Annotated in this window: 21 protein-coding genes; 3 read left to right on the plus strand and 18 right to left on the minus strand. The window is 65.0% G+C overall.

Annotated elements, in window-relative coordinates:
• Window positions 1-99: 99 nt before the first annotated feature.
• The 9 genes from hisH to CTA01S_RS03210 all read right to left on the minus strand — a co-directional run bounded on the left by hisH (window position 100) and on the right by CTA01S_RS03210 (window position 7822).
• Window positions 100-744: an imidazole glycerol phosphate synthase subunit HisH gene (hisH, locus tag CTA01S_RS03170; RefSeq protein ID WP_157451278.1), complete on the minus strand. Its 645-nt coding sequence runs from the start codon at window positions 742-744 to the stop codon at window positions 100-102.
• 11 nt (window positions 745-755) lie between these two features.
• On the minus strand, window positions 756-1361 hold the full coding sequence (hisB, locus tag CTA01S_RS03175; protein WP_062192073.1) for an imidazoleglycerol-phosphate dehydratase HisB: 606 nt from the start codon (window positions 1359-1361) through the stop codon (window positions 756-758).
• 6 nt (window positions 1362-1367) lie between these two features.
• Window positions 1368-2444 (minus strand): histidinol-phosphate transaminase, encoded by a 1077-nt coding sequence (hisC, locus tag CTA01S_RS03180; RefSeq protein WP_062192076.1) that lies wholly within the window; start codon window positions 2442-2444, stop codon window positions 1368-1370.
• Window positions 2441-3763: a histidinol dehydrogenase gene (hisD, locus tag CTA01S_RS03185; RefSeq protein ID WP_019560546.1), complete on the minus strand. Its 1323-nt coding sequence runs from the start codon at window positions 3761-3763 to the stop codon at window positions 2441-2443. The genes hisC and hisD overlap by 4 nt, the downstream gene beginning before the upstream one ends.
• A 3-nt stretch (window positions 3764-3766) precedes the next feature.
• Window positions 3767-4408, minus strand: coding sequence for an ATP phosphoribosyltransferase (hisG, locus tag CTA01S_RS03190; RefSeq protein WP_026330121.1), 642 nt, complete (start codon window positions 4406-4408; stop codon window positions 3767-3769).
• A gap of 14 nt (window positions 4409-4422) precedes the next feature.
• Window positions 4423-5688, minus strand: a complete 1266-nt coding sequence (gene murA, locus CTA01S_RS03195; RefSeq protein WP_019560544.1) for a UDP-N-acetylglucosamine 1-carboxyvinyltransferase — start codon at window positions 5686-5688, stop codon at window positions 4423-4425.
• Between the two features lie 107 nt (window positions 5689-5795).
• Window positions 5796-6059, minus strand: coding sequence for a BolA family protein (locus CTA01S_RS03200; protein ID WP_019560543.1), 264 nt, complete (start codon window positions 6057-6059; stop codon window positions 5796-5798).
• A 24-nt stretch (window positions 6060-6083) separates the two neighbouring features.
• Window positions 6084-6872: an ABC transporter permease gene (locus CTA01S_RS03205; protein ID WP_019560542.1), complete on the minus strand. Its 789-nt coding sequence runs from the start codon at window positions 6870-6872 to the stop codon at window positions 6084-6086.
• Window positions 6869-7822, minus strand: coding sequence for an ABC transporter ATP-binding protein (locus CTA01S_RS03210; RefSeq protein ID WP_019560541.1), 954 nt, complete (start codon window positions 7820-7822; stop codon window positions 6869-6871). Before CTA01S_RS03210 ends, CTA01S_RS03205 begins: the two co-directional genes overlap by 4 nt.
• Window positions 7823-7955: 133 nt before the next feature.
• Between CTA01S_RS03210 and CTA01S_RS03215 the strand changes: the two genes are divergently transcribed.
• The 3 genes from CTA01S_RS03215 (at window position 7956) to CTA01S_RS03220 (ending at window position 9663) form a co-directional block, all read left to right on the plus strand.
• Window positions 7956-8612 (plus strand): TetR/AcrR family transcriptional regulator, encoded by a 657-nt coding sequence (locus CTA01S_RS03215; RefSeq protein ID WP_062192080.1) that lies wholly within the window; start codon window positions 7956-7958, stop codon window positions 8610-8612.
• A gap of 12 nt (window positions 8613-8624) precedes the next feature.
• The gene (locus CTA01S_RS16590; protein WP_157451279.1) at window positions 8625-8792 is read left to right on the plus strand and encodes a hypothetical protein; all 168 of its coding nucleotides are present in this window, start codon (window positions 8625-8627) and stop codon (window positions 8790-8792) included.
• 79 nt (window positions 8793-8871) lie between these two features.
• Window positions 8872-9663: a glycosyl transferase gene (locus CTA01S_RS03220; RefSeq protein ID WP_211211791.1), complete on the plus strand. Its 792-nt coding sequence runs from the start codon at window positions 8872-8874 to the stop codon at window positions 9661-9663.
• 1 nt (window position 9664) lies between these two features.
• Here CTA01S_RS03220 and CTA01S_RS03225 read toward each other — a convergent pair whose 3' ends face one another.
• The 9 genes from CTA01S_RS03225 to CTA01S_RS03265 all read right to left on the minus strand — a co-directional run bounded on the left by CTA01S_RS03225 (window position 9665) and on the right by CTA01S_RS03265 (window position 19152).
• On the minus strand, window positions 9665-9937 hold the full coding sequence (locus CTA01S_RS03225; RefSeq protein ID WP_062192088.1) for a hypothetical protein: 273 nt from the start codon (window positions 9935-9937) through the stop codon (window positions 9665-9667).
• 42 nt (window positions 9938-9979) lie between these two features.
• Entirely contained in the window at window positions 9980-10840 is an 861-nt protein-coding gene (locus tag CTA01S_RS03230; RefSeq protein WP_062192092.1) for an alpha/beta fold hydrolase, read from the minus strand.
• Between the two features lie 42 nt (window positions 10841-10882).
• Window positions 10883-11944 carry a branched-chain amino acid ABC transporter permease gene (locus CTA01S_RS03235; protein ID WP_019560535.1) on the minus strand — a complete coding sequence of 354 codons (1062 nt, stop codon included), beginning with the start codon at window positions 11942-11944 and terminating at the stop codon, window positions 10883-10885.
• A gap of 11 nt (window positions 11945-11955) precedes the next feature.
• Window positions 11956-12990 (minus strand): branched-chain amino acid ABC transporter permease, encoded by a 1035-nt coding sequence (locus tag CTA01S_RS03240; protein WP_198150754.1) that lies wholly within the window; start codon window positions 12988-12990, stop codon window positions 11956-11958.
• 14 nt (window positions 12991-13004) lie between these two features.
• Window positions 13005-13760 carry an ABC transporter ATP-binding protein gene (locus tag CTA01S_RS03245; protein ID WP_062192096.1) on the minus strand — a complete coding sequence of 252 codons (756 nt, stop codon included), beginning with the start codon at window positions 13758-13760 and terminating at the stop codon, window positions 13005-13007.
• Entirely contained in the window at window positions 13757-14515 is a 759-nt protein-coding gene (locus tag CTA01S_RS03250; RefSeq protein ID WP_198150765.1) for an ABC transporter ATP-binding protein, read from the minus strand. The genes CTA01S_RS03245 and CTA01S_RS03250 overlap by 4 nt, the downstream gene beginning before the upstream one ends.
• 56 nt (window positions 14516-14571) lie before the next feature.
• Entirely contained in the window at window positions 14572-16059 is a 1488-nt protein-coding gene (locus CTA01S_RS03255; protein ID WP_062192103.1) for an extracellular catalytic domain type 2 short-chain-length polyhydroxyalkanoate depolymerase, read from the minus strand.
• Window positions 16060-16180: 121 nt separating this feature from the next.
• Window positions 16181-17383, minus strand: a complete 1203-nt coding sequence (locus tag CTA01S_RS03260; protein ID WP_019560530.1) for a substrate-binding domain-containing protein — start codon at window positions 17381-17383, stop codon at window positions 16181-16183.
• A gap of 245 nt (window positions 17384-17628) precedes the next feature.
• A complete protein-coding gene (locus CTA01S_RS03265) occupies window positions 17629-19152 on the minus strand; it encodes a sigma-54 interaction domain-containing protein (RefSeq protein ID WP_019560529.1) in 1524 nt (507 codons plus the stop codon).
• Window positions 19153-19172 lie beyond the last annotated feature (20 nt).

Genomic DNA, 19172 nt, shown 5'->3' on the forward strand with positions numbered 1-19172 from the left:
GCCGAAGTCGAGTGGGTGGGATGGGAATGGCAGCGGAGTGGCGAAAGAGTCGGGCACCGCAGCGGTGCACGCTATAGGAGTCGACGGTCTCGGGCGATGTCAGGGCTTCCAGCTCAGGAAGTTGCGGTACAGGGCCAAGCCGTGATCGGCGCTTTTCTCGGGGTGGAACTGCGTCGCGAAAATATTATCCCGGGCCACCGCACAGGTAAAGCGCAGCCCGTACTCGGTTTCCCCGGTGCTATGGGCCTCATTGACCACCCGCGCATAGAAGCTGTGGACGAAATAGAACCAAGCCCCATCGGGCACGCCGGCCCACATCGGGTGCGAACGCGTTTGCCAGACCTGATTCCACCCCATCTGCGGCACTTTGTAGCGGCTGCCATCGGGCTGGATCTGGCCTTCGAGCTGGAAGCGCACCACCTCGCCGGCAATCAAGCCCAAGCCTTCGGTGGGCCCCTCCTCGCTGCGTGACAGCAGCATCTGCATGCCCACGCACACGCCCATCAGCGGCTTGTTCGCCGCCGCATGCAGCACGGCCTCCAGCAAGCCGCAGTCACGCAGCTGTCGCATGCAATCGGGCATGGCCCCCTGGCCGGGCAGCACGACGCGCTCGGCGGCATACACCTCATCGGGGCGTGCGGTGACGACCACCTCCAGGCCACAGCCCTGCGCCACATGGCGCACGGCCTGCGACACCGAGCGCAGATTGCCCATGCCGTAGTCGACGACCGCAACGGTAGCCATGGCACGCGCGCTCACAGCGAGCCTTTGGTGGACGGGATGACGCCAGCGCTGCGCGGATCGAGCTCCAGGGCGGCACGCAGGGCGCGGGCAAAGGCCTTGAAGACCGTCTCGCACTGATGGTGCGCATTCACACCCTTGAGGTTGTCGATATGCAACGTCACCAACGCATGGTTGGCAAAGCCCTGGAAGAACTCGAACGCCAGCTGGGTGTCGAAGCCGCCGATCATGCCGGCCGTGAAGGGCACGTGCATGTGCAAGCCGGGCCGGCCGGAAAAATCGATCACCACCCGCGACAAGGCCTCGTCCAGCGGCACATAGGCATGGCCGTAGCGGCGAATGCCCCGTTTGTCGCCCACGGCCTTGGCCACGGCCTGCCCCAGGGTGATGCCCACGTCTTCCACCGTGTGGTGACCATCGATGTGCAGATCGCCCTGGCAGTCGATCTCCAAGTCGATCAGCCCATGACGGGCGACCTGATCGAGCATGTGGTCGAAAAAGCCGATGCCGGTGTTCAGCTTGGCCTGGCCGCTGCCGTCGAGATTGAGGGCCACGCGAATCTTCGTTTCATGGGTATGGCGCGTGACCTCGGCGACGCGCGGCGCGATGGAAGTGCTCATGGTGGCTTACAGACTTTCTCGCAAGGCGGCGATCAGGCGCTGGTTCTCCTCGGGCGTGCCCACGGTCAAGCGCAGACAGTCTCGCAGCAATGGATGCATTCTAGAAACGTTCTTCACCAGCACGCCACGCTGCTTCAAGCCGGCAAAGGCGCGGTCGGCCTCGGGCACGCGCACCAGCACCATGTTGGCCTCGCTGGGAAAGGGCGTCACGCCGGGCAGGCTGCCGAGGGCCTGGATCAGCCGCGCGCGCTCCTCGCGCAACACCGCCGCCTGGCGGGCGTACTCGTCGGCATGCTCCAAGGCGAACAAAGCCGCCTCGGCATTGAGCACGCTCACGTTGTAGGGCGGGCGCACTTTGTCGATCTGGGCGATCAGCCGGGCCGCGCCCATCATGTAGCCCACACGCACCCCGGCCAGACCGAATTTGCTCAGCGTGCGCATCAGCAGCACATGCTCGTGCTGGCCCAGCCGATCGATGAAACTGCGGCTGGCAAAGGGTTGGTAGGCCTCGTCGATCACCACCAGGCCCGGTGCGGCCTCGATGAGCCGCTGGACGATGCGATCGTCGAAGAGATTGGCCGTCGGATTGTTCGGATAGGGGAGATACAGCAGGGTGGGCTGATGCGCTTCCAAAGCCCTCAGCATGGCCGTCTCGTCCAGCTCGAATGTGTCCGTCAGCGGCACGCCGACGAACTTCAGCCCCTGCAGCTGCGCCGACATCGGGTACATCACGAAGCTGGGCACCGGGGCCATGATGGTGGCGCCGGGCACGTCGCAAGCCATGGCCAGCAGGCTGATGAGCTCATCGGATCCATTGCCCAGCATCAGCGCGCAGCCTTCGGGCAGGCCGGCGTGATGAGCCAGGGCTTGGCGCAAGGTGTCGATGCGCGCGCCGGGATAGCGGTTGATGGCCACCGCGCCCAAGCGCTCACCCAAGGCTTGCTGCAGCCGTGGCGGCAGCCGAAAGGGGTTTTCCATCGCATCGAGCTTGATCATGCCGGTGCTGTCTTGCACGGCATAGGCATGCATGCCTTGCACGTCCTGGCGCAGCCAGCGCGCCATCACCGCATCGAGCCGGCTCATCGCACCTGCCCCTTCAAGCGGAACTCGGCCGCCTGCGCATGGGCTTGCAGACCCTCGCCATAGGCCAACTCAGCGGCAATGGCACCCAGCACTCGAGCGCCAGATTCGCTCACCTCGATCAGGCTGGAACGCTTCTGAAAGTCATACACCCCCAACGGCGAGGAAAAGCGGGCCGTGCCCGAGGTGGGCAGCACGTGATTGGGGCCGGCGCAGTAATCGCCCAGGCTCTCGCTGGTGTACGCCCCCAGGAATATCGCCCCCGCATGGCGCAGCAAGGGCTCCCAACGCCCCGGCTCCCGAGAGGACACTTCCAAATGCTCCGGGGCAATGCGGTTGCTGATCTCGCAAGCTTCTTCCATGCTGCGGGTCAGGATCAGCGCGCCGCGGCCTTCGAGCGAGGCGCGAATGATGTCGCGGCGCGGCATGCCTGGCAGCAAACGATCGATCGCCGCTCGGACCTCGGCGATGTAGTGGGCATCAGGGCACAGCAGGATGCTTTGGGCCAACTCGTCGTGCTCGGCCTGGCTGAACAGGTCCATGGCCACCCAATCGGCCGGCGTGCTGCCGTCGGCCAGCACCAGGATTTCGCTGGGGCCGGCGATCATGTCGATGCCCACGGTGCCAAACACATGCTTCTTGGCGCTGGCCACGTAGGCATTGCCCGGGCCGGTGATCTTGTCCACTTTCGGGATGGTGGCCGTGCCATAAGCCAGGGCGGCCACGGCCTGCGCCCCGCCGATGGTGAAGGCACGGCTGACGCCGGCCACATGCGCGGCGGCCAGCACGAGCGGGTTCTTCTCGCCCCGCGGCGTGGGCACCACCATGATGATCTCGCCCACCCCGGCCACCTGGGCAGGAATGGCGTTCATCAGCACCGACGAGGGGTAGGCCGCCTTGCCGCCGGGCACGTAAATGCCCACGCGGTCCAGCGGCGTGACCTTCTGGCCCAACAAAGTGCCGTCCTCGTCACGGTACGACCAAGAGCGGCCGCAGGCCTCCAACTGACGTTCGTGATAGGTCCGCACACGCTTGGCGGCGGCTTGGAGCGCCTCTCGCTGGGTCGCCGGGATGGCCTCGAAAGCCGCCTGCAACTGCGCCGGACTGAGCGCCAGCTCGGCCACCGAGGCGGCCTGCAGCCCGTCCAAACGCGCGGTGTGGTCGAGCACGGCAGCATCGCCTCGCGCACGCACGTCGGCCAAAATCTCCGTGACACGGGCCTCGATCGCTGGGTCTGCCTGTGCCGTCCAATGCAACACGCGCTGAAACTCGGTCTCGAAATCAGGCGATGTGGTGGCCAGTTGACGGATTCGGACGGACATCGTTCACTCCTTCGCAATGGCGCCGGCAAACGCATCGATGAGCGAGCGCAGCGCCGCACGCTTGAGCTTGAGCGCCGCTTGGTTGACGATCAGCCGCGAGGAAATCGGCATGATCTGCTCGACCTCGACCAGATGGTTGGCCCTGAGCGTGCTGCCGGTGGATACCAGATCGACGATGGCATCGGCCAGGCCGGTCAGCGGGGCGAGCTCCATCGAACCATACAGCTTGATCAGATCGACATGCACGCCCTTGTCGGCAAAATGCTGGCGCGCCACCGTGGTGTACTTGGTGGCCACGCGGATGCGCGAGCCCTGCTTGACGGCTGCCGCATAGTCGAAGTCGGCGCGCACCGCCACACTCATGCGACAGCGGGCGATGTTCAAGTCCAAGGGCTGATACAAACCCTGGCCACCATGCTCGAGCAGCACGTCTTTGCCTGCCACCCCCACGTCGGCCCCGCCATACTGCACATAGGTGGGCACGTCCGTGGCGCGCACCAGCACCACACGCACATCGGGTCGATTGGTGGGCAAGATGAGCTTGCGCGATGTCTCCGGGTCCTCCATCACCTCGACACCGGCCGCCTTCAGCAGCGGCAAGGTTTCATCGAAGATGCGGCCCTTGGACAGCGCCAGCGTGATCATGGCTGCGTTCTGGCTCATTGAATTCTTTCGATGTCCGCACCCAAAGCGCGCAACTTGACTTCCATGTGGTCGTAACCCCGATCCAGGTGGTAAATGCGATCGACCACGGTCTCGCCCTCGGCCACCAAGCCGGCGATCACCAAACTGGCCGAGGCGCGCAAATCGGTGGCCATCACGGCAGCGCCCGAGAGTTTCTCGACCCCCTGCACGATGGCCGTGTGGCCGTCCACCTCGATGCGCGCCCCCAGACGCACCAGCTCGTTGACATGCATGAAGCGGTTTTCGAAGATGGTCTCGGTGATGCGGGACGTGCCTTCGGCGACACAGTTCAGCGCCATGAATTGCGCCTGCATGTCGGTAGGAAAGGCCGGGTATTCACTGGTACGGAAGGACTGGGCTTTCAGCCGCCCCGAGGCGGCCACGCGGATCCAGTCGGCGCCGGCTTCGATGCGGGCGCCGGCCTCGCGCAATTTGTCGATCACCGCATCCAGATGATCGGCACGCGCCTGGCGCAACAGCACGTTGCCACCGGCGGCGGCCACGGCGCACAGGAAGGTGCCGGTTTCGATGCGGTCCGGAATGGTCCGGTGCGTCACGCCGCCGAGGCGCTCGACACCCTGGATGCGGATCTTGCTCGTCCCATGCCCTTCGATCTTCGCCCCCATGGCGATCAGCATCTCGGCCAGATCGGGAATTTCAGGCTCTTGCGCGGCATTTTCCAGCACCGTTTCGCCCCGGGCCAGCGTGGCCGCCATCATCAAGTTCTCGGTGCCGGTGACGGTGACCATGTCGGTGGTGATGCGCGCCCCGCGCAGCCCACCGGCCGGCGCCTTGGCCAGGATGTAACCATGCTCGACCCGGATGTCGGCCCCCATGGCCTGCAGGCCCTTGATGTGTTGGTCCACCGGGCGCGAGCCGATCGCACAGCCGCCGGGCAGCGAGACCGTGGCCTCCCCGAAGCGCGCCAGCAGCGGCCCCAGCGCCAAGATGGAGGCCCGCATGGTCTTGACCAGGTCATACGGCGCTTCCGGGGAGGTGACACAGCTGGCATCCAGGTGGATGCGCTCGGGGTGGTCGGCATCTCGCTCGGCCTTGGCCCCCATGTTGCGCAAGAGCTTGAGCATGGTCGCCACGTCTTGCAGCGCCGGCACGTTGTCCAGCGTGACGGGTTCGGCCGTCAACAAGGCCGCGCACAATTCAGGCAGGGCGGCGTTCTTGGCCCCTGAAATGGTGATCTCGCCCGCCAGAGGGCGGCCGCCGCGGATGAGGAGTTTGTCCATGCGTGGGCTGGTTTACAGGCCCCGCGCCGCGCGCGTCTGGGCGCCCCCCGCTTGCACGCCAACCGCGCCCAGGGGGCTGCCACCCGTGCCGCGGCCACGGGCGCCGATCAATGGTGGTGGGTGGACGCCGAAGTGGCAGACCACTCGGCCGGCGTGAACGTCTTCATCGACAGGGCGTGGATTTGCTCGCGCATTCTATCGCCCAGCGCGCGGTAGACACGCTGGTGCCGCGCCACGCGCGACAGCCCCTCGAACTCGGCCGACACGATGGTGGCGAAAAAATGGCGGCCGTCGCCCTCCACGTCCAAATGCTCGCAGGCGAGCCCTTGGGCAATGTAGGTGCGCACTTCCTGAGGAGTCGGATCGGCCATAGTGGACCAATTATCCTGCATTCTTCAATGCCGGATCTTGTAGCCGGTCTTGAGCAGGTGCAGGGCGATCGCAGCCACCACGGCGAAGCTGCCACCCACCACGGCCAGGCTGAGCCACGGCGAGACGTCACTGACACCGAAAAACCCCCGACGGAACCCGTCGATCATGTAGAAAAAGGGGTTGAGGTGGCTCACCGCCTGCCAGAACGGCGGCAGCGAATGCACCGAGTAGAACACCCCGGCCAAAAACGTCATCGGCATGATCAGGAAGTTCTGGAAGGCCGCCATCTGGTCGAACTTCTCGGCCCACAGGCCGGCGATCAAACCCAGCGAGCCCAACATGCCCGCCCCCAGCACTGCAAACACCAGGATCCATCCCGGTTGCGCAAACGGCGGCACGGCAAAGCCCAGCGTGACCAGGAACACTCCCAGCCCCACCAACAAGCCCCGGATCACCGAGGCGCCGACATAGGCAACAAACCAGTCCCGATGCGACAGCGGCGCCACCAGCAGGAACACCAAGTTGCCAGTGATCTTGCTCTGGATCAAGGACGAGGAGCTGTTGGCAAAGGCATTTTGCAGCACGCTCATCATCACCAGGCCCGGCACCAAAAAGGCGGTGTAGCTGACGCCGTCATAGACCTGGACATGCTCTTCGAGCACATGGCCGAAGATCAGCAGATACAGCACCGCGGTGAGCACCGGCGCGGCCACGGTCTGGAAGCTCACCTTCCAAAAGCGCAGCACCTCCTTGTACAGCAGCGTGCGCACGCCAGCCGTCGGCGCGATCGACGCGGGATCCAGCGGCTTCACGATGGCACCTCCTCCAGCGGGCTGGGATGGTCGAGGAATGCCGGCGCGGTATCGGCTTGCATGATTTCGAGGAACACGTCTTCCAGATCGGCGCGGCCGATCTCGAGGTCTTCCACGGCCACGTGATGCAGGCGCAAGGTGGACAGGATCTCCTCCACCTCCAAGGCATCGTGGGCTTTGATCTGCACGATGCGTCCGGTCACACGCGCCATGTCGGCCAGCGAGGCCGGCAGCGGGTCGTCGGTCTTGAAACGCAGCATCGTGCTGGCCCGGCCCGACAGCAGGGCCGAGGTGCGGTCCAGGGCCACCACCTGCCCGGCCTTGAGCATGGCGATGCGATGGCACAGGGCCTCGGCCTCCTCGAGGTAATGCGTGGTCAGCAGCACCGTGTGGCCTTCGCGGTTCAAACGCGCGATGAACTGCCACAAGGTCTGGCGCAGCTCCACGTCCACGCCGGCCGTCGGCTCGTCCAGCACGATCACCGCAGGCCGATGCACCAGGGCCTGGGCCACCAGCACCCGACGCTTCATCCCGCCCGACAGCTGGCGCATGTTGGCGTTGGCCTTGTCGGCCAGACCCAAATTGACCAACAACTCGTCGATCCAGTCGTCGTTGCGACGCAAGCCAAAGTAGCCCGACTGGATGCGCAGCGCCTCGCGCACGCTGAAGAAGGGGTCGAAGACCAGTTCCTGAGGCACGATGCCCAAGCATCGGCGCGCCATCGCGTAGGCGTCCACCACATCGTGGCCATGCACGCACACACGCCCGCTGGTGGCCCGGCTCAGGCCGGCCAGAATGCTGATCAGGGTGGTCTTGCCCGCGCCGTTGGGCCCCAGCAAGCCGAAGAATTCACCGGGTTCGATGGTGAAGCTCACCTCGCGCAAAGCCTGCAATGGGCCCCGCGCGGTGCGATAGGTCTTGCTGACCTGCTGGAAAACGACAGCGGACATAGGGGGCTTGATTGTAGGCAAGGCCGCCGCAGCGTGCAGCCCGCGGGACAGACCCGGCTTGCGGTCGGAACCGGATTTGCTAGATTGGCAGCGGGCATGCCGGCGCACAAGGCGTCCGTGCCCCGGAGCCATCATGCACACCAAAAAGCCGCGCCGCACGGCCGAGCGCATTCTCGAAGTCTCGCTCGATCTGTTCAACCGCTTCGGCGAGCCCAATGTCTCGACCACCCTGATCTCGGCCGAACTGAACATCAGCCCGGGCAACCTTTATTACCACTACCCGGCCAAGGACGAACTGATCAATGCCTTGTTCGACCGCTACGAACGCGCCCTCAACGAGCTGCTGCACGCCGCGGACGATGTGCGCAACGTGGAAGACGCCTGGATGTTCTTTCACATGCTGTTCGAGTTGATTTGGCAGTACCGTTTCCTCTACCGCGATCTCAACGACCTGCTGAGCAAGAACCGCCGACTGGAGACGCATTTCCAGTTCGTGCTGAAGAACAAGTCCCGCGCGGTGCGCACGGTGCTCGACGCCTTGTCGCGCCATCAGTCGTTACGCATCGATGGCCGTGAAGCCGACTCGGTAGCCACCGCCATGGTGGTGGTGCTCACCTACTGGCTCAGCTATGAATATGTGCGCGACCCGCGCCACGCGCTGGAGCCCGAATGCGCCGGCGCGGCCCTGTTGCGGGGGGCGTTCCATGTGCTGAGCCTGCTGCTGCCTTATCTCGATCCCGCACAAAAGACCCACCTGCTGGGTCTGGTCGGGCACTACAGCCCCCCCTGAGTGGAGCCCCCCATGGCCCGATGGACTGCCTTCCCTGACGACGCCACCGCCTCCACCCACGACCTGGCTCCCTTGCAGCCACAGTGGGCGCAGCTGGATGCCGAAGCTGCCGCCTGCGAGCCCATGGACGCGACGCGCCGGCTGGACGTCGAGATGGCCCAGGCCGAACTCGAGTCATGAACCTGCTGCGACCCCGTTATGATGCGCAGCCTCACACTGCCCGCCCCCGATGTCGACCGCACCCAAGCAAATCATCTGCGTGAAGTGGGGCACCGCCTATGGACCGGAGTACGTCAACCGGCTCTACGGCATGGTGTCACGCCACATCACGGGCCCGTTTCGGCTGGTATGTTTCACCGACGACCGGCGTGGCATCCGCCCCGAGGTGGACACGTTCGACCTGCCGGAGCTGGGGTGCGCCCATCCGCAACGCACGATGGGCAAATGGCGCAAGGTGGTGTTGTGGGGCGAGACCCTGGGCGACCTGCGCGGCCCCGCGCTCTTCGTGGATCTGGACTCCGTGATCGTCGGCTCGCTGGACGACTATTTCAGTTACGGCCACCCCGAGGACGTGATCCTGGCGAGAAACTGGTCCAAACCTTTGCAACGGCTGGGGCAGACCTCGGTGTTTCGCTTCCCGGTGGGCCGCTATCCGCACATCCTGGCTGACTTTCGTGCCGACCCGCAAGGCGTGGCCGACCGCTATCGCTTCGAGCAGCACTACATCACGCATGCCGTGCCCGGCGGCATCAAGCTCTGGCCTGAAAGCTGGACGAGGCATTTCCGCCTGCATTGCTTGCCGCCGTTTCCGCTGCGCTACTTCATGCCCGCACGACTGCCCCGCGGAACACGCATCGTGACCTTTCCCGGCGGCCCCAACCCGGGCGACGTGTTGGTGGGGCGCTGGACCCCCGAGGCCCCCGAACACCCTTCGCCCTGGGAGCATCTGCGCGGCGCCTTTCGCCCCGGCCTGAGCCTGAAGCAGCGTTGGCGCCATGCCACCCGCTATGTCAAGCCCGTGCCCTGGATCGCACAGCACTGGCGCGAGTGACTCAGACCTCCTGCGCGTCGTACTCGATGCCGCCGACCCAGCCGGCCACCAGGTTGTAGACCCAGCAGGCCAGCACCGTGCCGATGTAGCCGAGCACCAGATAGAGCACGGGCAGGATGAGCACCATCAGCCAGGGCATTCGTTCGCCGTGGGGCATGATGCTCCCCAGGATCAGCATGAAAGGCACCAGGATGACCAAGGACACCAGGGCCATCATCAGCCCAGCCACCTTGCCGTTTTGATGCGGGGACAAGCGTTGAATGCGTCGTTTCATGAAAACCTCCCTCCCGGCAGGCTACCATGAAACCACGCGGATTCAAGCCCCATGACTTCGGGGGTCGCTGGCGCAGAAGAAGCGTTCGACCAACTCCCATTGGTCCGGCACGTTCAGCGCCGGCGCATGCCCGCAGCCGGGGATGGTGACGACCACGGCACGCGGACCGCGGTTGCGCATGGCCTCGGCCGTCTCGGCCAGCAGCAGATCGGAGTGTTCGCCGCGCAAGCACAGCACCGGGATGTCCAGGCTGTCATAGGCCTCCCACAGGTCGTAGTCGTGTGGGTGATGGACGAATTGCTGCGCCATCGCCGGGTCGTAATGGGTGGTGATGCGTCCATCGGGCAGGCGGCGCGCCGAGGTTTCGGCCATGCGGCGCCACTGGGCATCGGACAGCCAGCCATAGGGCCGGTAAACGGTGCGCAAGAAGGCCTCGAGCTCGGTCATGCGCTCGAAGGTCGGCGGACTGCCGGCATAGGCCCGGATGCGTTCGAGCGCCGGTTGGGCCAGTTGGGGACCGTTGTCATTGAGAATGAGCCGCCGGATGCGCCCCCGCAGCGAGGTGGCCGCCGCCAGCGTGCCGATGGCCCCTCCCATGGAGGTGCCCAACCAGTGGAAACGTTCCAAGCCGAGCTGGTCCACCAGCGCCGTGGCGATCTGCACATAGAACGAGAGCTTGTATTCATTGACAGGGTCGGGGCTCCACTGCGACAGCCCACGGCCGAGTGTGTCCGGGCAGATGACGCGAAAACGCGAAGACAAGTATTCGGCCACGTCATCCATGTCACGGCCGGTGCGTGCCAGGCCATGCCAGGCGATCACGGTCTCGCGGTGCTGCGCGCCCCATTCGGTGTAATGGATCTCGCGGCCGACGCAGCTCAGATAGTGGGAAGTGAACGGCATGAGAATCTCCCTTGCTCGTGTGCCTCAAGCATGTGCAACCGATCACAGGGCGCGCTGACGCAGCCGCCCGACGATGCCGGTGGGAAAGTGGTAGACGCACAGCACGAACAGCACGCCCAACCACAGCAGCCACCGGTCAGGAGACACGAGCTCGGAGACGACTGGAAGCCCTTGGACCGCACCCGCGCCCAGGCGCATGAGGTCTTGCAGGTAGTTTTGGGCCAGCACGAACAGCGCCGCGCCGATGACCGCGCCGTAGATCGTGCCCATGCCGCCAATGACCACGATGAGCAAGATGTCCAGCATGATCTCGAAGCTCAAGGAGGTGTCCGGGCCGTTGTAGCGCAGCCAGATGGCCAGCATGGCGCCGGCCACCGTGGCGAACAATGCCGACAGCACATTGGACAAGGTGCGGTAGACCACCGTGCGATAGCCAATGGCCTCGGCACGGAAATCGTTCTCGCGGATGGCCTGCAGCACGCGGCCAAACGGCGAGTTGACGATGCGCAGCATCAAGCCCAGCAGCAGCAGGGTGAGCAGGAACAAGCCGTAGTAGCTGATGATGCGTCCGTCGATGAGCACCCCGAAGAATTCGTTGTCGAAAGGCTCGAAACTCGGGCTCAGCCACTCGGGCATGCGGAAGGTCAACCCATCCTCGCCACCGGTGATCTCTGACAGCTGCGAGGCCAGGGTCTGGAACGCCGAGGCCACCGCCAGCGTGATCATTGCGTAGAAGATGGCCTTCACGCGCAGGCTGAACAAGCCGATCACGAACGACAAGACCAGCGACAGCAGCAACGCGCAGCCGATGCCCACCGCCAGCGCATCCCAGCCCGCGCCCATGCGGCTGGAGGCGATGGCCACGCCGTAGGCGCCAATGCCGAAGAACATGGTGTGGGCGAAGCTGACGATGCCGGTGTAGCCCAGCAAGAGGTCGTAGCTGGCCACCAGCACCATGAAGATGAGGATCTTGGCCGCCACGTTGAGCGACTTGCTGCCCGGAAAGACGAAGGGCGTGAGCAAGAGTCCGAGCAGGATGATGATCAAAGCCAGGGCCAGCCAGCGGCTGCGAGGCAGGTCATGGGACAGCAGGCGTTGCAACATGATCGCCCCCCTCAACGATGGGTCACCGGATACAGGCCTTGGGGTCGCCACAGCAAGATGGCCACCATCAGACCGATGTTGGAAAACAGCGCGACCTTCGGGGCCAGAAAACCGGTGTAATTGGCCATCAGTCCGACCAACAAAGCCCCGACGAAGCAGCCCAGCGTGGAGCCCAAACCGCCGATGATGATGACGATGAACAGCAGCACATTGATCTGCGCGCCCATCTGCGGCACCACCATTTGCTGGTACAGACCCCAAAGCACGCCACCCAAGCCGGCCAGCGCCGAGCCCACGACGAACACGCCGATGAACAAGCGCTTGATGCGATAGCCCAGGCTTTCGACCATCTCGCGGTCTTGCACGCCGGCGCGGATGAGCAACCCGATCTTGGTGCGGTTGAGCACGAACAGCATGGCCACCAGCACCACCGCGCCGAGGACCACCGCCAACAGCCGGTATTTCTCGATGGCCGCCTCTCCCAGCAGCACCGAGCCGCGCAAGCCTTCGGGCAGCGGCAACGGGATCTGCAGCGGCCCCCAAATCACCTTGATGATCTCCTCACCGATGATCATGCCGCCCATCGTGATGAGGATCTGCTTCAGGTGCTGGCCGTAGACCGGCCGCACGACCACGCGCTCGAAGGCGTAACCCACCGCACCGGCCACGCTCATGGCCACCACCATCGCGAGGAAAATGGCCGTCAGGTTGCGCCACAGCGAGTCGCTGGCGGTCCAGTCGCCCATGGCCCCCAGGACCGTGGTGGCCATGAAGGCGCCAAGCGCGATGAACACGCCATGGCCGAAGTTGAGCACGTCCATCAGGCCGAAGACGAGGGTCAGGCCCGAGGCGATGATGAAAATGATCATGCCCATGGCCAATCCGGCGATGGTCAGCGTCAGCCAGGTGGGCACCGAACCGACCAGCGGCAGGGCGGCTGCCGCCAGAACCAGCACCAAGGCCAAGGGAATGAGGTCGAAGCGCTCGCGCGGCACGGCCTCGGTGGCGCCACCGGTGGCGCCCACAGCAGAAGTGATGGGAGTCATCGCACACCTCGTGTTCACTGATGAGCCGCCAGCGACAGCCCCAGCAGGCGCTGCTGGAGGGCCTCGTCCTGGGCGAGTTCGGCCATCGGGCCGCGATGCACGATGCGGCCGTCGTCCATCACCGCCACCTGGTCGCCCAGGGCCTTGGCCATGGCAAAGTTCTGTTCGACGAGCAAGATGGTGGTGTGCGTGGACTTGAGTTCACGCAGCGCGCCGATGAGGTTCTGGATGATGGCCGGCGCCAACCCCTTGCTGGGCTCGTCGATGAGCAGCAGCTCGCGCGGCTCGACGATGGCGCGCGCGATGGCCAGCATCTGCTTCTGGCCTCCCGAAAGCTTGCCGGCGGGATAGAGCCAGAACTTCTTCAGCGCCGGGAAGAGCCCGAAGATCCACTCCAGACGCCGGGAGTCGAGCTCATCGACGGTGCGCGCCCCGCGCGCGGCCAGCAGCAGGTTCTCCTTGACGCTGAGGTCGCTGAAGATCCCCATGCTTTCGGGGACATAAGCGATGCCACGCTGGGCAATGTCCGGTGTGGTGAGCTTTGCACCGGGCCCGCCGATGGCCTGGCCCTTGAATCGAATGCTGCCTTGCTGCGCGGACCACAAGCCCATGATGGTGCGCAGCGTGGTGGTTTTGCCGGCGCCATTGCGCCCCAGCAACATGGTGACCTGACCGGCCGGCACCTCGAAGTCCACGCCATGCAGGATGTGATAGGCACCGATGTGGGTGTGCACGCCAGAGAGGCTGAGCACGATGTCGTTCGGATTCATGCGGCCTCCCGAATGTCGGCCGTGCCCATGTAGGCGCTTTGCACGATGGGCAGGTTCATCACCTGAGCCGGCTCGCCGTCGGCCAACAGCTGACCGTTGTGCAGCACGATGATGCGATCGGCCAGTTCGCGCACGACGTCCATCTTGTGCTCGACGAGCAAGATGGTCTTGTCGCGCCGATCCTTCAGCGCGCGGATGAGATCGAGCACCACGGGCACTTCGTCCACGCTCATGCCGGCGGTGGGTTCGTCGAACATGTAGACCTTGGGATCCAAGGCCATCATCAGCGCCACTTCCAGTTTGCGCTGGTCGCCGTGGGGCAGGCTGGAGGCCGGCGCATGGGCCTTGTCGGCCAAACGCACCGCCTCCAGCCGAGCGTAGGCCTCATCGATGAGGTCTTTGCGATCGAGCCACACGCTGAACAACTGCAGAACGCCGCCGTGACGCGACTGCACGGCCAAGCGCACGTTCTCCAGCACCGAAAGGTTGGGGAAGAGCTGGGTGAGCTGGAAGGCGCGTCCCAGCCCGCGCCGGGTGCGCAACGGCGCGGGCAGATGACCGATCTCCTCCCCATCGAGCCGCACGCTGCCGCTTGTCGCCTTGAGCTGCCCGGAAATGAGGTTGAAATAGGTCGTCTTGCCCGCGCCGTTGGGCCCGACGATGGCCGTCAGCGTGCCTGGATGGAAGGCACAGCTGACGCGGTCCACGGCCACATGTCCGCCAAAGCGGACCGTGAGATCCTGGGTTTCGAGCACGCCGCTCATCGCTGCTTCACTTTCTGTGGGTTCATCGGATCAAGGACGATCGGCCCTCAGGGACAGGTGCCGATCACGTAGTGGTTGGGTCCCGTCTGCTTCAGGGTGGTGATGACGTAGATGTTCCACAGCCCCATGTTCTGGTTGGAGCCTTTGGCATAGGCGTACCCCCAGGCGGCATAGGCGCGGCCCGCGGTGGTGTGCCCATAGTTGCTGGCCGTGTAGCAGGTGGCCGGTGGTGGCGCCGCCCCGGTGGTGGTGCCACTGGCCGCAGCAGATGGCACACTTTCGGCCCCTTGTCCATCGACCGCGGTCACGGTCCACTGGTAGGTGGTGGCTGGTGTCAGCCCGGTGTCGGTGTAGCTGGTGCCGGTCACCGGGGTCGTCGTCTGCTTGGCACCGTTGCGATACACGTGGTAGCCAGCCGCCCCCTGCACCGAGGCCCAGGAAATCACCATCGAGGTGTCGGTCGCGCCCGAGGTGCTGACCCCCGTGGGCGCAGGCAGCGTGGACGTGGGCGCACCGCTGGCCAGGTGGTCCACCATGGCCTTGATGGCGCTGATCTGGGACCCGCCCTTCTGGGCGAAGTCGCTGCCATACCAGCCGATCCAATCCCAGCAGGCATTGGGGTTGGGCAACAGGCCGCTGGCGGCGGTGCTGCGGCTGGTGTTGTCCACCTTGGTCTGCGGAAACAGCACGACGATGCGGTTGGTGTCGGCCCAGCGGGTATAGCCGGTGTTCTTGATGAACTTGTCGCCGATCTGCGCATAGCTCTGCTGGCAGCCGTGCAAGGCCACGTGCAGCCTGCACTGGGCGCCGGCGGCGCAGTCGCTGGGCACGTACACCCAGCCGGTGGCGGCCATGCCGGGGTTGCTGGTGAAGCTGGCTTGGCTGAACTCGATGTAGTTGCTGGCCGGCGGTGCGTCGCTGCGGGGGTTGAGCGTGCCGTAGATGCGGGTCAGCACGGCCTTGGCGCCGTCATAGCCGCAGTTGGCGATGTAGGGAGAGGACGTGCTGCCACAGCTGTTGTTGCCGGCGGCATCGAAATCGGTGGGAAACACATGCGCTGCACCGCTGCGCTTGATGTATTCGACGTTGCCCGAGGGCACGGCGTTGTTCGCGTACTGCTTGCGCAAGGCGTCCATGGGGTTGGGGCCAATCGTGCTGTCGCTCGTGCCGACGAACAAGTAAATCTTCTGCTTGGCGATCCCGGCCTTGTCGTCGATTTGCGAGCCGCTCCAGTGGTTGATGCTGGACTGCATCGTGGAAAGCTGGCCGTCGCTGATCGTGGCGTTGTACATGCAGGCGGTGTAGTTGTAGTGCCCTGCGCACATGTAGGGGCCGGCAGCAAACACGCCCACCCCCATGAAGGTGGACGAGTGCGCCACACCGAGCTGGTTGGCCATGAAGCCGCCGGAGGACAGGCCCGATACGCTGATCTGGCTTTTGTCGATATTGAGTCTGGGCAAGCTCTGCACGGCCCAGGCCGGGCCCGCTGCGAGAACGGCGGCTGCGGCCCAGCCCACCAACATTCTGGTCTTCATCGTTTGTCTCCTCGTCGTCTCGGGGATGAGCGCCCCCGCCCGCCGATGCGCGGTTGTTGTGAAACGATGCAAAGAATGTGCATGCAAGGGCCGCGACGGCAGGCCGCGGCCCACGCTGGGGTCAGCGTTTGTTGCGGATGGGCACTTGCATTTCTTCGGGCTTGATTTCGCGCACCAGCTCCGGCACCCCCCAGGCGAAGGCCGGATCGTCCTTGATGCGGAAGTGGTACATGCTCTGCATGGCCTGGTGATCTTCCTTGCGGAAGGTCATCGTCCCTTTGGGCGTCTCGAAGCTCATGCCTTCCATCGTGGCGATCAGCTTGTTGGTGTTGGTGTCGCCATTGGTTTTCTTCAACGCGGTGACGATGGCCATGGCAGCGGCGAAGCCCCCGGCCGTGAAGAAGTCGGGCGGGCTCTTGAATTTGCTGTAGTGGTTGGCCACCAGCCACTCATTGACCGGGTTTTTCGGGATGCCGAAGTAGTAGTAGGTGGCGCCCTCCATGCCCGGAAACTGCTTGTACGCGGCCATCGCCGGCAGGATGTTGCCGCCGGTGGCGATCTCGATGCCGTAGCGCTTGAGATCCAGATCGGCGATCTTGAAAGGATTGCCCGCGCCGGCCCAGATGATGAAGATCACTTTGCGACCGGGCTGGTCTTTGAGCTTGTCGATGAGCCGCTGCGCCCCGGCGGTGAAGTCGGTGGTGTTGGTGGGCAAATACTCTTCATGCACCAGCTTGGCCTTCTTGAGCGCCGCCTTGAAGGCCGCCACACCATCGCGACCGAAGGCGTAGTCCTGCGCCAAGGTGGCAATCACGGTGCCTTCCTTGTCCAGCGCCACGGCGTTGGAGATGGCGTCTTGCGAGCTGTTGCGACCGGTGCGGAAGATGTATTTGTTCCACTTCTCGCCGGTGATGGAGTCGGCCACGGCCGGCTCGACCAGCAGGATCTTCTTGTACTCCTCGGCCACCGGCAGCATGGCCAAGGCCACGCCGGAGGACGTGGGCCCCACGGCCAAGTCGACCTTGTCGTCGGCATAGGCCGCCGCCAACAGCGATTTGCCCACGTCAGGCTTGCCCTGGTCGTCTTTCTCGATCACCACGATCTTGCGGCCGGCCACTTGCATGGTGCCGCCAGTGGCATATTCCAGCCCCAGCATCAGACCGGTCTGGGTCTGCTTGCCATAGGCCTCCAGCGGGCCGGTTTTGCTGTAGACGTGGGCGATGCGAATGTCCTTGCCTTGGGCCTGAGCCAAGCCGGTGCCGGAGGCAGCCAGCGCCGTGACGGCCAGGGCCAGGAAGGCGCGACGGATGGGATGCGCAGTCATGGTGTCTCCTGTGGTTGTCGTGGCGGATCCCTCCACCACCGAGTCACCGTCCCGCAGAATTCGGGCCGGACACCCCGACTCTGCAAGGTGCATGCCGAGCCGAACAACGGCCGCCAAACCCTTGTCATCCTTGGAATTCGGGATCGATTTTCGGGTTTACCCGAGGATGGGGTCTCGAGCGATTGTCCGAAAGTCGGACATCTCATCGCGGCCGCAATTGTCTGGATTTCAGACAGTGTCTGAACTCAAGACAGCTGGCGCAACTCCGGCCAGGCGGCCAGTTTTTCATAGAGGGTGGCCCGCGAAATGCGCAGCAAGCGGGCGGCGGCCAGCTTGTTGCCGCCGGTGATGCGCAAGGCCTCGGCGATGGCGCGGCGCTCGAGCTCGGCCACGGCCTCGGCCAGCGGGCGCACGTGGGGGGCCTGCGGTGGCTGCGGGCCGGCGGTGCGGGCCTCGTCGGCCGCTGCTGCCACAGGTGCGGCGGCCTGCGCCTCCCCGGGCGAAAGCACCCGCGCGAAATGGTGGGCATCAAGGCGCAGATCGTCGGTCAGCAAGCTCACTTGCTCCAGCACATTGCGCAGTTCGCGAATGTTGCCGCGCCAGGGGTGGCGGCGCAGCACCTCCAGGGCCTCGGGCGTCACCTCGCGATGGGGCATGCCGCTGCGCCGGGCAATGTCCTCTTCCAAAGCTTCGACCAAGGCCTCCAGGTCGCTGAGGCGCTCACGCAGGGCCGGGATGCGGATGGGCACCACGTTGAGCCGGTAATAGAGATCTTCGCGGAACCGACCCTGGGCCACGAGCGCCGGCAGGTCGCGGCTGGTGGCGGCGATCACGCGGACATCGATCTTGATGACCTGGTTGGAGCCCAGCGGCTCGATCTCCTGCTCTTGCAAAGCGCGCAAGAGCTTGGCCTGCAGCGGCGCCGGCATGTCGCCGATCTCGTCGAGAAAGAGCGTGCCACCATCGGCGAGCTTGAACTTGCCGTCACGCCCCTTGCGGTCGGCGCCGGTGTAGGCGCCGGGGGCCACGCCGAAGAACTCGGCCTCCAGCAAGGTTTCGGGCACCGCCGCGATGTTCACGCCGATGAAGGGGCGCCGCGCGCGGGAGGAAGCGGCATGGATCGCGTGGGCCAACAGCTCTTTGCCGGTGCCGGTTTCGCCCAGCAGCAGCACCGTGCTGTCGGTGCCCGCTACCCGGCGCGCCTGGCGCTTGACCTCCATGGCCTGCGGACTGGAGCCGATGAAGCTGGCAAAGGTGTATTTGGGCCGGCGTTGTTCGGCCAGCTGCTTGCGCGCATCGTCGAGCTCGCGCTGCAGCATCGCGAATTTCTTCATCAGCGGCTGCATCGTGCTCTCGGGATGGGCCATCAACACCAGACCGAGCGCTCCGATCACTTCGCCGGCCTCGTCACGCAGCGGGATGCGGCTGACGAGAAAGGTGCCCGCCTTGTTGGTCAGCAGGTCCACGAGGATGGGCCGGCCGGTGGCGATGACCTCGTGCATCAGGGTGTTGGGCACCACCTCCTCGACCCGATGCCCGACGAAATCGGCCTCGTCCTTCAGCCCCAGGGCCGGCAGGAATTGCTTGTAGCCCTCGCTGATCCACACCACCCGGCCACTACGGTCCACGACCATCATGCCCTCGGCCGTGTCGGCAAAGAGCTGGAACATCGAACGTGCGGCCAACTCCAGCACACTGCGGGCATCGCGCGGCAAGTCGCTGGCCGCATCCAGGGGATCGAGAGCTCGGATCTGGGACATCGCGCGCATGCTAACGCCTGACCGCGTGG

Origin of the sequence: Caldimonas taiwanensis NBRC 104434, from assembly GCF_001592165.1 — a bacterium.
Taxonomy (GTDB): Bacteria; Pseudomonadota; Gammaproteobacteria; order Burkholderiales; family Burkholderiaceae_C; genus Caldimonas; species Caldimonas manganoxidans.

Bases quoted from the DNA above. Each gene is read 5' to 3' on its own strand.
- CTA01S_RS03215 (WP_062192080.1), top strand. From the start codon at position 7,956: ATGCACACCAAAAAGCCGCGCCGCACGGCCGAGCGCATTCTCGAAGTC.
- CTA01S_RS03265 (WP_019560529.1), bottom strand. From the start codon at position 19,152: ATGCGCGCGATGTCCCAGATCCGAGCTCTCGATCCCCTGGATGCGGCC.
- hisG (WP_026330121.1), bottom strand. From the start codon at position 4,408: ATGATCACGCTGGCGCTGTCCAAGGGCCGCATCTTCGATGAAACCTTG.
- CTA01S_RS16590 (WP_157451279.1), top strand. From the start codon at position 8,625: ATGGCCCGATGGACTGCCTTCCCTGACGACGCCACCGCCTCCACCCAC.
- CTA01S_RS03225 (WP_062192088.1), bottom strand. From the start codon at position 9,937: ATGAAACGACGCATTCAACGCTTGTCCCCGCATCAAAACGGCAAGGTG.
- CTA01S_RS03260 (WP_019560530.1), bottom strand. From the start codon at position 17,383: ATGACTGCGCATCCCATCCGTCGCGCCTTCCTGGCCCTGGCCGTCACG.
- CTA01S_RS03245 (WP_062192096.1), bottom strand. From the start codon at position 13,760: ATGAATCCGAACGACATCGTGCTCAGCCTCTCTGGCGTGCACACCCAC.
- CTA01S_RS03200 (WP_019560543.1), bottom strand. From the start codon at position 6,059: ATGGCCGATCCGACTCCTCAGGAAGTGCGCACCTACATTGCCCAAGGG.
- murA (WP_019560544.1), bottom strand. From the start codon at position 5,688: ATGGACAAACTCCTCATCCGCGGCGGCCGCCCTCTGGCGGGCGAGATC.
- hisD (WP_019560546.1), bottom strand. From the start codon at position 3,763: ATGTCCGTCCGAATCCGTCAACTGGCCACCACATCGCCTGATTTCGAG.
- CTA01S_RS03255 (WP_062192103.1), bottom strand. From the start codon at position 16,059: ATGAAGACCAGAATGTTGGTGGGCTGGGCCGCAGCCGCCGTTCTCGCA.
- CTA01S_RS03230 (WP_062192092.1), bottom strand. From the start codon at position 10,840: ATGCCGTTCACTTCCCACTATCTGAGCTGCGTCGGCCGCGAGATCCAT.
- CTA01S_RS03235 (WP_019560535.1), bottom strand. From the start codon at position 11,944: ATGTTGCAACGCCTGCTGTCCCATGACCTGCCTCGCAGCCGCTGGCTG.
- hisB (WP_062192073.1), bottom strand. From the start codon at position 1,361: ATGAGCACTTCCATCGCGCCGCGCGTCGCCGAGGTCACGCGCCATACC.
- CTA01S_RS03240 (WP_198150754.1), bottom strand. From the start codon at position 12,990: ATGACTCCCATCACTTCTGCTGTGGGCGCCACCGGTGGCGCCACCGAG.
- hisH (WP_157451278.1), bottom strand. From the start codon at position 744: ATGGCTACCGTTGCGGTCGTCGACTACGGCATGGGCAATCTGCGCTCG.
- CTA01S_RS03210 (WP_019560541.1), bottom strand. From the start codon at position 7,822: ATGTCCGCTGTCGTTTTCCAGCAGGTCAGCAAGACCTATCGCACCGCG.
- hisC (WP_062192076.1), bottom strand. From the start codon at position 2,444: ATGAGCCGGCTCGATGCGGTGATGGCGCGCTGGCTGCGCCAGGACGTG.